This window comes from Qipengyuania nanhaisediminis (assembly GCF_900115585.1).
Classification (GTDB): Bacteria; Pseudomonadota; Alphaproteobacteria; order Sphingomonadales; family Sphingomonadaceae; genus Qipengyuania; species Qipengyuania nanhaisediminis.
Window position 1 is genome coordinate 1,063,866 of record NZ_FOWZ01000001.1, and the last position, 14,740, is coordinate 1,078,605.

General features: G+C 62.6%; 9 protein-coding genes and 1 tRNA gene. 3 read left to right on the plus strand and 7 right to left on the minus strand.

From position 1 onward, the window contains the following. Positions 1 to 122: 122 nt before the first annotated feature. On the plus strand, positions 123 to 1,427 hold the full coding sequence (locus BM173_RS05355; RefSeq protein WP_245755765.1) for a sulfotransferase family protein: 1,305 nt from the start codon (positions 123 to 125) through the stop codon (positions 1,425 to 1,427). A 60-nt stretch (positions 1,428 to 1,487) separates the two neighbouring features. On the opposite strand, the gene BM173_RS05360 is transcribed toward BM173_RS05355, so the two are convergent. Further along, the gene (locus BM173_RS05360; protein WP_245755766.1) at positions 1,488 to 3,818 is read right to left on the minus strand and encodes a TonB-dependent receptor; all 2,331 of its coding nucleotides are present in this window, start codon (positions 3,816 to 3,818) and stop codon (positions 1,488 to 1,490) included. A gap of 120 nt (positions 3,819 to 3,938) precedes the next feature. Between BM173_RS05360 and BM173_RS05365 the strand changes: the two genes are divergently transcribed. Beyond that, positions 3,939 to 4,550 (plus strand): TetR/AcrR family transcriptional regulator, encoded by a 612-nt coding sequence (locus BM173_RS05365; RefSeq protein WP_090478100.1) that lies wholly within the window; start codon positions 3,939 to 3,941, stop codon positions 4,548 to 4,550. A 54-nt stretch (positions 4,551 to 4,604) separates the two neighbouring features. Beyond that, positions 4,605 to 4,847, plus strand: a complete 243-nt coding sequence (locus tag BM173_RS05370) for a hypothetical protein (RefSeq protein WP_090478103.1) — start codon at positions 4,605 to 4,607, stop codon at positions 4,845 to 4,847. 60 nt (positions 4,848 to 4,907) lie between these two features. Here BM173_RS05370 and BM173_RS05375 read toward each other — a convergent pair whose 3' ends face one another. The 6 genes from BM173_RS05375 to sppA form a co-directional block, all read right to left on the minus strand. Continuing rightward, positions 4,908 to 6,710, minus strand: a complete 1,803-nt coding sequence (locus BM173_RS05375) for a magnesium transporter CorA family protein (protein ID WP_090478106.1) — start codon at positions 6,708 to 6,710, stop codon at positions 4,908 to 4,910. Next, positions 6,711 to 8,396, minus strand: coding sequence for a TIR domain-containing protein (locus tag BM173_RS05380; RefSeq protein ID WP_090478108.1), 1,686 nt, complete (start codon positions 8,394 to 8,396; stop codon positions 6,711 to 6,713). Between the two features lie 86 nt (positions 8,397 to 8,482). Beyond that, complete coding sequence (locus tag BM173_RS05385; RefSeq protein WP_090478111.1) at positions 8,483 to 11,536, minus strand: NAD(P)-binding protein; 3,054 nt, start codon at positions 11,534 to 11,536, stop codon at positions 8,483 to 8,485. Beyond that, entirely contained in the window at positions 11,533 to 12,498 is a 966-nt protein-coding gene (locus tag BM173_RS05390; RefSeq protein WP_090478114.1) for a carotenoid biosynthesis protein, read from the minus strand. Before BM173_RS05390 ends, BM173_RS05385 begins: the two co-directional genes overlap by 4 nt. A gap of 137 nt (positions 12,499 to 12,635) precedes the next feature. After that, a tRNA-Val gene (locus tag BM173_RS05395) sits at positions 12,636 to 12,710 on the minus strand. Between the two features lie 86 nt (positions 12,711 to 12,796). After that, positions 12,797 to 14,674 carry a signal peptide peptidase SppA gene (gene sppA / locus BM173_RS05400; protein ID WP_090478116.1) on the minus strand — a complete coding sequence of 626 codons (1,878 nt, stop codon included), beginning with the start codon at positions 14,672 to 14,674 and terminating at the stop codon, positions 12,797 to 12,799. Between the last annotated feature and the right edge of the window lie 66 nt (positions 14,675 to 14,740).

Sequence of the window (14,740 nt, forward strand, 5' to 3'; positions counted from 1 at the left end):
CTATGCCGCCTGCGCGCCGCCTTGGCCAGTAGGGAAAAGGGCGGGCACCCATCCCGATCTCGTTCATTGATGCATCTATGGCCGCTCCCGATGCGCCTGAACCGAAAGAGAGGCCGAGACACTTGCAAAACCAGCCGCTTACGCCGCCCCGCCGCACATTTTTCATCGATGTAGCCGACGCGGCCATCAGGGCAGGGCGCAAGGTCGGCCTCGTCGATCCCGCGCGGCTGGAAGCCGATTTCCTGATCGAACAGGTAAGCGACGCCTATGGATCGGACGATTTCGGCGATCGCTGGTTCGAAGGCGCGCTGGAGGTGCTGCTCGATTCGACGAAAGCCGAAGCGAGGCTGAATGCGGCCGGCGATTTCTCTGCCATGAAGACGATTCACCACCTGCTGCGCGATCGGCTCTATGCGCAGCAATGGTTCGACCGGCACCCGGAAATACTGGCGCGGCCGATCAGGAACCCGGTCGTTATCGTCGGCCCGATGCGATCGGGTACCACGCGCATGCACCGCCTGCTGGCAAGCGACCAGAGGTTTGCGCACTTGCGCAGTTTCGAGACGATCAGTCCCGTCCCGCGACCGGGTTTCGGGGAAGTCATGGCAGGCAATGCGGAGGATTTCCGCCCCAAGCTTGCCGCGCGGATCATGAAGGTCGCCCGGCTTGCCAATCCGCGCACGCTGTCGATCCATCCCACCGGGCCGTTCGAGCCGGAAGAGGAGCTCGGCCTGATCGCCGCAAGCATGTACGGCATGAAGTTCGAAGCGCAGTGGCGCATCCCGACTTTTGCGAAGTGGAGCGAAGCGGAATCGGCGGTCCCTGCCTACCGGCACATGGCGAACCTGCTGCGCCTCATCGGATGGTCGCAGCAGGAAAGCTCGCTCCGGCCGTGGATCCTCAAGACGCCGCAGCACATGCTGGACCTGCCGGCCTTGCTGGAAGTCTTCCCGGACGCGAGACTGATTTTCACGCACCGCGACCCGCAATCGATCGTCGGCAGCGCGGCGTCGCTCGCGTGGAACCAGACGATTATCTACTCGGGCGATGTTTCGGCCAATGAAATCGGGCGGGAGTGGCTGCGCAAGACGGAGTTGATGATTTCCCGCATGCGCGATGCCAGAGATTCGATACCGCGAGAGCGCATGATCGACGTCCAGTTCGATGCCATGGACCGCGACTGGCGCGGCACGATGGAGCGGGTCTATGATTTCCTCGACCTCGACATGACGCCCGCGGTGCCGGGCATGGAAGCCTTCCTCGCCCGTTCTGCTGCGCAAAAGAAAACGCCGCACCAATATTCGCTCGCCGAGTTCGGCCTCGAACCCGGCGAGGTTTACGAGCGGCTGGGCGACTATGTCCGCACCTACGGGATTGCCGTCGATAATCCCCGGGCGACGACCGGATCGGCCATCGCTGCTGGATAAAGAAAGGCGGCGATCAGGTGTCCCGGTCGCCGCCTTCCTTGGAGAGCTGTTTGCTTAGGCTCAGTATTCGAACGTGAGCGTTGCGAAGACCTGCCGCGGATTGCCGTAGAAGGCCGTCAGCGTTCCGTCGGGGCCGAGCGTCGGGATCGGGAAACCGTTGGTCCCGTTCTGGATTTCGCCGGTCACGGGATCGGTCAGCACGAAGGTGTAGCCACTCGTCTTGTATTCCTTGTCGAGCAGGTTCTTGCCGTAGAGTCCGATACTCCAGTTGCCGCCCGGCGCGGTCCATTTCACGCTCGCATCGACGAGGGCGTAGCCGTCCTGGTCGAGATAGGGGTTCGGGATTTCGAACTGGCTCACCTTGCTGCGGTAGGAGACCGTTGCGCCGAGGTAGAGATCGCCGCTGCCGAGATCCGCATCGTAGCTCGCGGTCAGGCTGCCGGTGAACTCGGGCGTGTTCTGGACGACGCGGAAGTCGGCGACATCGGTGGGAGTGCCGCCGATATCGGTGATATATTCGTCGTATTCCGCGTCGATATAGCCGAGCGAGCCCGAAAGGCCGAAGCCGCCGCCGAAGCGTGTATTGGCTTCCAGCTCGAGGCCCTTGAAAGTGGCTTTACCTGCGTTCGACACGACACCGCAGAAGGTGGGCGTCCCCTGAACTTCACAGGCGACAGAACCAGGGATCTGGACATCGGTATAGTCGGCATAGAAGGCTGCCGCTGCAATGTTCAGCAGTCCTAGGTTGCCCTTGTAGCCCACTTCGTAACTGTCGACTTCTTCGGGGGCGAAGCTGAGAAAATCTGCCACCTCCGCGTCGGTCGGATTGCCTGGATCGGCTGCAGGTGCATTTGCCCCGACCCCGCGTGGATCGAATCCGCCGCCCTTGAAGCCTTTAGAATAGCTGGCATAAATGTTGTGATCGGGTGTCGGCATGAAGCTGATCGAAGCGCGCGGAGTGAACTTCTTGAACTCTCTGCTACCGTCGAAATCGGTTTGCGGAGCACCGGCAGGAACGCCGGAACCGCCGTACACCGGCGAACCCCCGAACAAATATTGCTGACGTAAGATTTCCGCGCTGCGCTCATCCCATGTGTAGCGTCCGCCTACCGACAGACTTAGCTGTTCGGTCAGGTCGAAGGTGAAATCACCAAACACTGCATAAGTTTCGGTATCTACTGCCGCACTGGTGAATGCAGTCAGGTCAAGGCCCGGCAGTGTCGTGAAGATACGCACGTCGAACAGCGTGTCGGCCTTGGCATCCAGGTAATAGAAGCCGAGGAGACCCGACAAAGCGTCGCCGTCGTCCCACACCAGCTGAAATTCCTGGCTAATTTGTTCGTTGAAATAACCCCCGGGCACATCCAGGTCGACCGCCGGAAGCGCATCGAAGTCAATGGGCGTCAAGCTGTCGTCCTTGCGCCATGCGGAGATGGACCGCAGCGTCAGCGCATCGGATAGTTCCATTTCCGCGTGCAGCGAGATGCCGTAGCTTTCGACTTCCTGTTCGGGTTCGTTGAGGGCGCCGCGCGTGTCGAACACGTTATCGAGGATTGGCGCGCCCGAAGCGAGGCCGGGAATGAGGCGCGTACCACCGCGCGGATCGGACTTGTCCTTGGTGTAGTCGCCCTGCAGGCGGATGAAGCCGGGTTCGTCATAGCCGCCGACTTCCAGGCTGAGCCGTCCTGCCCAGATGTCCTTGTTGTAGTTCTCGAGCCCCGTAGTGAGGTTATCGCCGAACCCGCCGCGCGAAAGCCGTGCGAGCGAACCGCCGACACGGACCATGTCGCCCATCGGAACGGACGCGGTCACGACACCTTCGGCCTGGTCATACGTGCCATAAGTGGCGCGCGCCTTGAACGAGGGTTCAAGCGGCAGGCGCTTGGTTACGTATTTGACCGCGCCGCCGATGGTGTTGCGTCCATAAAGCGTTCCCTGCGGTCCGCGCAGGACCTCGATCCGCTCGACGTCGTAGATATCGAGCACTGCAGTCTGCGGACGGTTCAGATAGACATCGTCGAGATAGATGCCGACGCCCTGTTCGAAGCCGGAGACGGGGTCCTGCTGGCCGATGCCGCGAATGAATGCGGACAGGGTGGAGTTGGTCGCACGGCTGGCTTCCAGCGTCACGTTGGGTACCGCCTGCGCGATGTCGGTGATGTCCAGTGCGCCGCGCTCTTCAAGCGCTTCGCCGGAAAAGGCCGACACGGCGACCGGCACGTCGATCAGGCGTTCTTCGCGGCGACGGGCGGTGACAACGATAACGTCTTCGCTTTCGTCGATCTCGGCCACGGCGTCGGTTTCCGACTGGGCCGAAGCGGGTGTGGCCAAGGCCGCGCAAGCGACGCCGGTCATCAATGCAGCCGTCAGGCGCACGGGGTGAAAATGCATAATGAAACCTCCCTCAAAATCTCTCAGGCGTCGGGATATTGAAAACTGAACCACCTTTCAAGTTTTATCTTGCGCTGTCCGCATTCAAGGGGGTAGCGGTGTCGGCGGGAGGAAGTCTGGATGGCCAGCGACACGATCGAGAACCCCAAGGTTCCGCGCACGGAGAGGGGGCGGAAAACCCAACGCAAGCTGCTGGATGCGGCGGCTATCGAATTCGGCGAACGGGGCTTTCACGAGGCCTCGATCAGCTCGATCACGCGCCGGGCGGGCGTCGCACTCGGATCGTTCTACACCTACTTCGACAGCAAGGATGCGATCTTCCGCGCACTCGTGCTCGATATGAGCGATGCGGTGAAATCGGCCGCTCGCGATGCCATTGCGGACGAGACCGACCCGCTTGCAATCGAACGCGCAGCGCTCGGCGGGTTCCTGCGCTTCGCCAGCGAGCATAAGGAAATCTACCGCATCATCGACGAGGCGGAATTCGTCGATCCGGACAGTTACCGCGCCCATTATGAGACGATCGGAGAGCGTATCGCCCAGCGTCTCAGGGACGGTGCGCAGGCGGGCGTCATGCGGCCGGATCTGGGCGAGGTCGAGGCCTGGGCCCTGATGGGCATGAACGTCTTCCTCGGCCTGCGTTACGCCATCTGGAACAGGAGCGGCGATCCCACTCCCGAAGATGTTGCCAAGGCTGCCAACACCTTGCTTGCAAAGGGAATAGAGGCGTAATCTCCCGGAACGCGTGTGGCTCCTATACGTTGTAAGGGCAAAGGAGACGCGAATATGATTGGCAAGGTAATCGGCGCCTACATGGGCGACAGGCTCGCAAAGAACACTTCTACCGGAATCGGCGGTGCAGGCGGCGCGGCGCTCGGTGTGATCGCAGCGGCAGCGCTGCGCAGGTTGAGCCTGCCGGCAATGATCGCTCTGGGCGCAGGTGGTTACCTCGCCAAGAAGCTGTCGGAAAAGAACACCGGGACCGGCGATGCCGAACCGCAGACTACCAAGCCTGCTAAGGCAGCCTGAACGGCTTGAAATCGATACGCGGAAACGCCGTCCCGATCGGGGCGGCGTTTTTCGTTGGTGTCAGCCCGGCAAGGTAATGGGCCGCGTCTCATACTGCTGCTGCCACTGGTGGACATCCGACAGCATGATGTCGCTAAGCCTTCTGATCCTGTCGACGAGACGCGTGTAGCCAAGATCGTCGCGCTGGAATGACGCTTCGAGTTTGCGCAGGCGGCGGGCGAGGGCGGTCGATCGTTCTGCCGTCGCGGCGAAATCGCCCTGCATGCGGATGCCGTAGAGGGCTGCGGCGAGAGCCGGGAAGAAGGCGGTCGCGAAAGTCGTGACCGCTGCCAAGCTGACACCGGAGATATAGCCCATCTTGTCCGAGAAGATCGGGGTCGACAGGTAAAGGGCGCAGAACATGATCGTGCCGACGAACAGCCAGTCGCCTGCCTGGTGCAATCTGTGGTTGGTATGCTCCATCAAATGGGCATTGCCATCATGATAGGCGATCTGGTCGCGGATCAAGCGGATGGCCGTCTCCCGCACTCGCGCCAGGTAATCGCGGTCCAACTGCCCGGGTGGCATATCCAGTTCTCGGGCCGTGGCACGGGCGTACCAGGTGACCCAGCCCGGGTGCGTGGTCCCATCTTCCACGTCGCGCAGTTCCAGCCTGCCTAGCGTCGAGGACATTGCCAGCAACCTGAGGCGCTCTGCCAGATGGCGCCTGTCGATCCACATCGTATGGAAATCCGACCTGCGCGCACTTCGCGTGTTCAGGATGATGAGGGCAATGACCAGCAGTTCGGCGGCGATCAGGAAAGACTTGCCCGCGGGCCAGAACAGGCCCGACAGGGCGAGCAGGACGGCGAGGGCGGCCAGCGTGAAATTGGTCACGAAACTGCTTCTGAACCGCAGCGCGAAATAGCTCGCCGCCATGTCTGCTCTTGCGAAGCGGTCGACAACTTCGTCGTTCAGCCGGCGCCCGAGGGCACCGAGCCCTGCGAAAGGTTCGACCATCGGCATGAAATATGTGCGCGCTTCGGCGACGGTGGGCATCTTGAAGCGCGTCTTGGCTAGGCTTTTCGTCCCGCATGCCAGCAGCAGCAACGGCCAGGCCATGCTGAACTGCTTGCGCTTGGGAGCAGGGGCGTAAAAGGTTTGCAGACACTGCGCATCCTCGCCTTCGGGCGGTGCGCAAAGGGCCTCGAGCAGTTGGGGCAGGGCTTTCGACAGCTCGACGCGTTCCACCCCGTCGATGGACGGGCGGTCCGGTATCTCGTCATGCAGACCGCTCCACAGCAATTGCGGTGGGTGGATCTCGTCGGGCCAGACGTGGATGACGGGCATATGGCTCGCCACGGCCTGGGCGACGACTTCCGTCGTGCCGCCGCGGCCACGGGCCGCATCGCCGTCCCAAACTGCGATAAGTATGTCGGACTGGGCCAGCACCAGGCGACCGACGGCCTCGTAGGCCCCCGGATCGCCCGGCCGGTGATCGACGAGTTCGACTGTGCTTTCCGCGGCCTCGATCAGGGCCTGCGTCTGTGCCCATTCGGAAGGCTCGAAATCGCGCGCATAATCTTCCTTGCGGAACGGCAGGCAGGCGGACAGCGGCAGGCCTTGGGCCAGCGCCGCCTCGGCCGCGACGGTGTCGGCACCGGTTGCCATGGCGGAGACCAGGCGCACCACGGGTGCCTCGTCGGAGAATACTTCGCGATTGCGCTCGTAGATGTCTTCCAGAGCGTTTTTCGCGCGCGCGAAGATGTCCTCGCAGCCATGCCGCACGGCCTCGTTGCGTTCGCGCGGCAACCTCGGCGGTCGGTGGCCGGTAATACCGATCCGCAGGGTCAGGCGCGGTTTCAGGTCGAGCTTTTCCGACATTCAGCCTGCTGCCTCTTCCCAATGTTCCTGCGCCCAGTCGCACATCTGACTGCAATGCTCCAATTTCCCGAACCAGCGCTGCAGTCTCAATTGGAGCAGCTCGAGCGTCACCTGCGGATCATGCTCCCGCATCTTCGCGAGGTTTCCGGCCGCCTGCTGGTGATTGCCCTCGTGCTTGTCGACGAGAAAGAGGCCGAGGTAAGCGGCGGCACTGGTGTGGTTCAGCCGCAGGGCACGGTCGTATTGCCGCCGCGCTTCGGCAAGCTTCCCGTCGCGCAGATGCACGCTCCCTTTCCAGACATAGGTGGCGAATTGGGTGTGCGCGCCGGGTGCCTGGAAGATTTCGAGATCGAACTGCTCCAGAGCTTCGTCCGCATTATGCAGCAGCGCGTGGGCGATCCCTGCGTTGTAATGCGCGAGACCGAAATTCGGGCTCTTTTCGAGTGCGCGCTGCGCGTAGATCAGCGCGTCTTCGGGCTGGCCGATGTAGTTGTAAGCCTCGGCGACGTGAGCGAGGACCATCGGATTGTCCGGGTCGAGCGACAGGGCGCGGCCGATCTCAGCATTGATCTTCTCGATGGCATCCGGATCGTCGGGCGAGGCGTGCATGTAAATCGTCGCATTCGCGTCGGCGAGCATGGCGTGGGCCAAGCCATAGGACGGCGCGATTTCGACTGCCTTCTGCGCATCCTGCAAGGCGAGGAGGAGCGTCTCTCCGGTAATCTGGCGATAATTGGCGACTGCCCGTGTAACCAGTTCCCAGGCGGTCAGGTTTTCCGGTTTCTTGAGCGCGCGTTCCATCTCGAGCCGGTTGACCTGCGAATTGAGATGGGCGGCGACTTCGAGGACCAGTTCCTCTTCCAGCTCGGCGAGTTCGTCGAGCGGGCGTTCGAACTTTTGCGTCCAGAGGATCGTGCCCGTTCGCGCGTCGAGCAATTGGGCAGTGACACGCAGGGATTTCATCCTGCGCCGCACATTGCCCTCGAGGATGTATCGCACCCCCAGACTGCGCGCCATTGCCTCGATATCGGCGATTTCGCCATTACGGTATCGCGCGACGGCGCTGCTGGAAATGACCCGTAATTCCGCCGCCTGCGACATGGCGTCGATGACATCCTCGACCAGGCCGATAGCGAAGACGTCGTCGTCCTCGAGGCCGGAGCGGTTCTTAAACGGGAGCACTGCCAACGAGGGCAATTCGCCTTCAACGCCTTCGCGTGGCGGAAGCGGAGGAGGGGCATGCGCCGTGGCCTGCGGCCTGATGACCTCGGTATCTGCCGCATCCTTGGACTTGCGCCGTTCGACCACTTCCCGGATGTCGGAAACGAATGCCTGCCAGCGTGGATCGGACCGGTCGCCGTTCCAACCGGTGAGGTCGGCCGTCTGGGTCAGTTCGAACATGATCGGCCGCTCGCATGGCGAGATCATCGCGGGGACCAAAGCGCCGTGCCGGTCGCCGATCGTGGCTTCGGAACGGACCCAACGCGACTGGACCGAGGTCGACGACCAGAGAACCACGACGGCGGGCGCCTGTCTCAGGGCCTTCTCGATAACCTCGTCGTAGGTATCGCCCGACCGCAGCGTTTCATCCCACCATACCGCAAAACCTTCGGCCTGCAGGGTCGAGGCGAAGAGGCGGGCGATATCTTCGTCCGCGCGGCCATAGGATATGAACAGGTCGTGCAACGCTTCCCCCGTTCGACTGCCGCAGAATTGCGGTAGTGAGCGTTCCCATTAATCCGATTTGTGCCCGTTGGCCATGGCGGGCCTGTTCATGCCTGCCAGAGCACCTTGCCCGGTAGAATTGTCATGTCGTATTCCAGTCGAACTCCGTGCACGCGCTGTTGCGGAGCTATGCCGAAATCCTTGGCGACCGGAGAGCTGTCGAGATGCTCGAGCGTCATGTCGAAAGTGGTCAATCTGGGGAAGGCATCGAACCGGGTGACCTCCCCGATTGCTTCCGTGATTGCCTGGTAGCAGGCTCTATCTCCGTCATGCACATCGCGGAATTGCTTGAGGAAGAGCTGCGGCACGCGCCGGTGCAGCGCATCGCCGAATATCTCGAAGTCCAGCTTCAGGCTGTTATGCCAGCCGTCCCCGCTCTTGCCGACGTGGTGGTAGAGAGACTTTACCGCATCACCAAAGCCGGAGATGCCGGATAGGGCTGCGCTTTCCTTCTCGCCCTTGTGGCCAAGCGTCAGGAGACGATGCCGCGCCTGTTCGGAGGTCTTTCCGAAAGACTTGGTAGCGAAGAGATCCACGTTGAGGTCGCGCGCCGAATTCCCTTTATCGTCCGGCAGGGTGATCCAGCCCTTCTGCTTGGCATAGCCGAAAATCTCCCGGCCCGAGGCGATGGCCACAGGATTGTCGAGCACAAGGTATGGCATGACCATGTCGAAATGGGTGGCAACCTCCTTGCCACCGCGTTCCTCGACCCGAACTGCGGGAATCCAGAAGGTGAGCTCACGTTCGGGCGACCAGCCCATTTCCGGCTCGTCGACGAAACGGCCGGTTCCGATGTCGACGATGGTCATCATCATTTTCGATGTCATCGGGCGCACGCGGACTTCGCCCCCGCTGGGTTCGTCGAACATCCTGCGGCAATATCCGGCCATGAGATCGTAGTCTGCATCGAGCAGGAACGCCCACATCGTCGTGTCGTCGAGCGTGATGCGCCCCGGGAAGGTGGCCATGCCGGAATGCTTCACAAAGGCGCCGCGCGCTTGCGAAGGTTTTGCCGGATATTCCGCCTGTGTCAGCGCTTCGGCATCGACGCCGCGAACGTCCGTCGGGAATTTCGAGATCGCGTGGCTGGCCAGCATCCCGGAGATCGTGCTCGCTTCGAACGAGCCGAGGTTCTGCCCGTTCTGGATCCAGTCGCCCGTGAGGTAGAGGTTCGAATAGGTCGACCCGCTCGCGGTCATGCGGTGGCGCGTCGAATTGCGCACGGTGAGCGTGTAGCGTTCGCTCGGATCGATATTGGCGCGCACATAGGTGCTGCGGATGACACCGCCTTTTGGCGCACCGGGGCCGAAGCCGCCTGGCCAGAAGCGCTCGCCCTGCTTCTCCAGGAATTGCTCGGCGAACTGATCGACCTTCCTTTGCTCGCGCACGGGAAAATCGTGGTCTGACGAGGGCGGAAGCGTGTCCTTGCAAGGCAGCGGCCCGCACATGATCTGCTCCGTGCAAATTCCGGAATCCTTGGGCCATTCCTCGGTGCCGAGCACTTCGGAGATGTCGCACCAGGTGTTCAGATTGACCTTGTCGAACGCGCCGACGAGGGTGGGCAGTGTCCAGCCCAGACCGACCTCGTCCTGGTCCATCCAGGTTTGCAGGTTCTGGGTCGCAGTGCTGCGGATGGTGTGGTTGAAGCGCGCCCATTCCTGCTTTTGCGCAATCAGGTCGCGGCAGATGACTGGGTGGGCGGCTGGCGGAATGGCCAGCACGAGTGCATCGTAATCGTCCCCGGCCGTCAGGGTGAGCGGGGGCAGGGCATCTTCCCACTCGGTCCAGTGGGATTCGAGATCGGCCCCGGACGCCTTCAACTTGTCGCCATCCTTGATCTGCTCGAAGCGTGGACGGTCCGGCCAGACATATTGCCCGCTTTTGAGCTGGCGCAGCGGGTCGTAGTCGCCGCCGAGAAGTTCGACCTGACGGCCAAGTTCGACGCTCTCGATCTGCTTCCCGTCGGCGGATGGCACCAGCCGATCGACGCGATGGAAGAATTCGACCTTCACGCCGCGCTGCTTCAGGACCTCGTAGATCGGCTGGACGATCGCATCGCCGGTGGCGCTGTTGAACTTCCAGATGATCGCACCCTGATAGGTCGCCGTGTTCATCAAAGAGACCACCATGGTCCCCGCCTCGACCTCGCCCGGCTTCGTCCAGTCGCCTTGGGGATATGCGAAGATCAGGTCGTAGAGACTGCGGATGAGCGACGAATCCAGAGTGATCTCGTCGGCGCCGTGCGACCTCAGCCAGTCGCGATAGTCGAAGTGATTGACGCGCTCGAGATTGGCTTCGGGATCGAACAGGAGGCCGTCTCGAAGGGAGCCGATAAGGCTGGAAAGACCGAGATCGACGAAGATCCAGAAGTGCCGCAGGTCCGCATCTTTCTCTAGGAGAGGACGCGCGCGGCGCTGGATCCAGCTGCGCAATCCCGCGGCGGCATCGGCGAGCAGATTGTGGTGATGCGCGCCGTGCTTTGCCGGGTCCTCGACGAGCGTCTGCACCAGTCCCAGCGCATCGCGGATGAGCACGCTTGCGGCCTCGGCGACCAGATGTTCGATGCCGAGGAACAACCGCACGATCATCCGGCGCCACCACGGCAGGGACGACAGGTCTGGATGGTCGGAGAAGGTGATCCCGTGAGTGCCGAGCATCTCGCTCTCGATCCACTCGAGAACTTCGGCGATCCGGCCCCATATATCGGGCGCCTTGGTGATCCCCGGGGTCCCGGGCATTACGGGCACGCCGAAAGGCCAGGGTTCGTATTCGCCATTGCGGCGATCCATCAGCGTCAGCGTCGTCTGCTGGGTGAAGGCCTTGTCCCATGTCTCGAACGGCAGGTTCTGCGCTTCGCCATAGGCCTCCTGCACCATGCGGAACGCGTTCTGGTAGGCACCCATGAATACGTGGAGACCGTGCTCCTGCACCCGCTCGCCATGATCGGGATTGCGCCCGGTGGCGCACTTGCCGCCCAGCCGCCAGCCCAGCTGGTAGATCGTGATGTCGTACTTCCTGCGCTGCTCGGGCGCGCTGAGGTAGAAGGCCGTGACGATGCCCGACAGGCCTCCGCCGAGGATGGCGATGCGCGTTTTGGTCATGGCTTTACCTCCGCACGGTCCTGGAGCGTTGCGGCTACGACCTCGCCCTGCTGCGGGTAGAGCGGCAGGTCCGTACGGTTCGCGAAGAGGTGGAAAGCTGCAAAGAAGGCCGGAATCCCCATCACGAATGGCGAAATCAGGTGGACGTCCTCGATTTCCGGATAGCCGAGCCACGTGTCGATGAGAGCCATGCCGGCATAAAGGCCGACGGGAATGGCGATCATGAAGCGCGAATTCATACCGGGTGCCGGATCGAGCGGCAGGCGCCGCTCCACCAGTCGATAGAGGAAGAAGACCGTGAAGCTCGCGAGGAGCCAGCCGCGAAAGTTCTCAAGCGGCACGCCGAAATGCGGACCCGGATCCACCCAAACCCAAGCCGGGTGGCCCACCTCTCCGGGCTGCAGTTTCTTGGTCAGGCAATCCAGGCTGTGGTCGGGGCAGGGGTGGTAACTCATGACCGGGTCCATGGTCAGGTCCCATGCGGTCATGACCATTGCGCTGAGCAGGCTCAGCCAGATGATCGGGACGATCGCAGTGCGGCGCGAGACCGGCCCTCCCTCTGCAATCAGGTTGGTGATGATGTAGCTGGGGTAGAACATCATGTACCAGGCAAGTGGGATCAGCAGCGGTATGCGGTCGAAGAGTTTCCAGCCCAGGACGTGGGTGTAGAAATAGGGGCCGAAAATCATTCCCGTGCTCTCGCCGACGAACTCGAAGGCGAACGATATGAAGACGGCCATCAGGAACAGGGTGAGCGCGCGCTTCCAGCCGAGCAGCATGAAGGAATGCCCGAGGCAGATCGCCGCAGCGGCCGGGACAAGAATGCCCCACGGTATGCGTTCCAGCGACATGTTGAACCCGCCGGTCCTGATGCCGACATAGAACAGCACGATCGTCAGAAGTGTCAGGATCAACCAAACGGCGGCCGGAATCCGGCCCAGCCTGCTGGTAATCGCCCCCATATTATTCCCTCCGCACAAGTGGGCGTTACCGCCTCTGTCTCATGCGACCACGGGCGGCATCGTAGGATGACGCTACGGAATTGCAAGCTGCTCGCCTCAGGGGAGAGGTGAGACGGCAAGATCGCAGGATGGGGAAATGGTGGGCGCGGCAAGGATTGAACTTGCGACCCCACCCGTGTGAAGGGTGTGCTCTACCACTGAGCTACGCGCCCGTCGCAGGCGGTCGCGGCGCGTGCCGGACGCTGGACAGGGACGCGCCTTTACGCAGCGAATCGGGCCAATGCAAGGGCGCCGGGCGCTACTTTGCGAAGAGAGCCGCCAGCCTTTCGAAGAAGCCTTTGGCGTCGCCCTCCGCTCGCTGACCGCGGTCGGTAGCAGGGCAGGCAAGGCAATAGGCCTGCGCTCCGCGCGTGCCCAAGAGCCGTCCGGCATCCGAGATCACGCGGTTCAGGGCCTCTGTTTCCTTGCGCGCGAACAATGCAAAGACATCGCGTCCTTGCGCGTCCTCTTCGCCGACCAGCCATTGCCGCAGCAGGGTATCGGTCGTGCTGGGCGGGGTGCCCAGATAGGCCGCGTGCCATTCCCCGCCCGCCAATTCGGCTTGTCCGGCGACCCAGGCGAGCGCTTCTTCCAGACCGCCATATTCATCGACCAGCTGGAGCTGGCGTGCGGTGCCGCCGTCCCACACGCGGCCCTGACCGACCTCGTCGGCCTGGTCCAGCGTCATGTTGCGGGCTTGCGAAACACGCGTCAGGAAGTCGCGATAGCCGTCCTCGATCGACGCCTGGAGGATGCGATCCACTTCCGGGGTGAGGCCCCCGACGAGGTCCGGCTGGCCCGACAGCGGGCCGGTGCGCACACCGTCGCTCGTCACGCCGATGCTCGCGGCCGCCTGTTCGAATGTGGGCAGGACCGCGAAGATACCGATCGATCCGGTGATGGTATCGGGCTCTGCAAAAATCCGGTCTGCCGGCGTGGAAACCCAATAACCGCCACTTGCAGCGACGTTTGCCATGGAAACGGCGACAGGTACGCCGCGCGCCTTGTGCCGCAGGATGGCATCGCGGATAGCCTCGCTGGCGAGAACCGAACCGCCCGGAGAATCGACACGTACGACGAGGCCGGCGAAGTCGCGATCGAGCGCCGCGTCGAGGAGATCGGCGATACGCGTGCCGCCCGCAGTACCGGGCCCCGCCTCGCCGTCGACGATTTCGCCGGCGATGGTCACGATGCCGATCGGCTTGCCGTCACTCGGCAGCGGATTGTCCTTCAACCAGGCGTCGTATTCGGTTGCGGGGAAGGCGTTGGGCAGCTTGCTCCACTTGTCTGTACCGACCAGTTCGACCACGCGCGCGTTGAAGGCATCGCGATTACCGAGCTTGTCGACCAGACCCGCGTCGAGCGAAGCCTGTGCCAGATCGCCTTGGGCGGCCTCGACCCATTCGGCGGGCGATTGCGTAATCAGATCGAGGTCGACAGCCGGCCGCGCCTTTTTCACGTTCGCCTGCCATTCCTCCCACAGCGCTCCGTAAAGCGCGCGGGCGTTCTCACGCGCAGGCTCGGACATGCCGGTTTGCGTGTAAGGTTCGACCGCGCTCTTGTATGTGCCGACGCGGTAGACGCGCGCATTGACGTTGAGGCGATCGATCAGGCCCTTGTAATAGAGCCGGTGCCCGCCCGGCCCGGCCACCACTGCGCCGCCCAGCGGGTTCATCCAGACCTCGCTTGCGTGCGCGGCCAGGAAGACGCCGTCGTCTGCATAGGCGGTGGCATAGGTCAGCACGGGTTTGTTAGCCGCCCGCACGCGGTCCATGGCCTCGCCAATGTCCTGAAGATGCACCTGGCCGGCACCGAGAAACCTTTCGAGGTCGAGCACGACCGCATCGATACGCTCGTCACCGGCAGCTGCATCAAGGGCGCGTACGATATCGCGCGCCTGGTATTCGCCGACCGGTGCCTGCGATGACAGCAGGGCCTGCAGCGGGTCGATCCGGCTGCGCTCTTCCACCACGACCCCGTCGATTTCCAGCAGCAGCGCACCTTCGCGCACCTGGGCGGGGCTGGGCCGGGTGGTGAGGATCACGAACAGCATGCCGAAGAACAGCAACATGAACAGCAGGACAAGGCCGTCCTTCACGCCAACCAGAAGCCGCCAAACCTTGCCCGCAAATCGCATTTTAACTTACCCCGGAATACTCTTCGGCACCCGATCTAGGGAAGCTTGGCCGCCCATGCCAGCCGA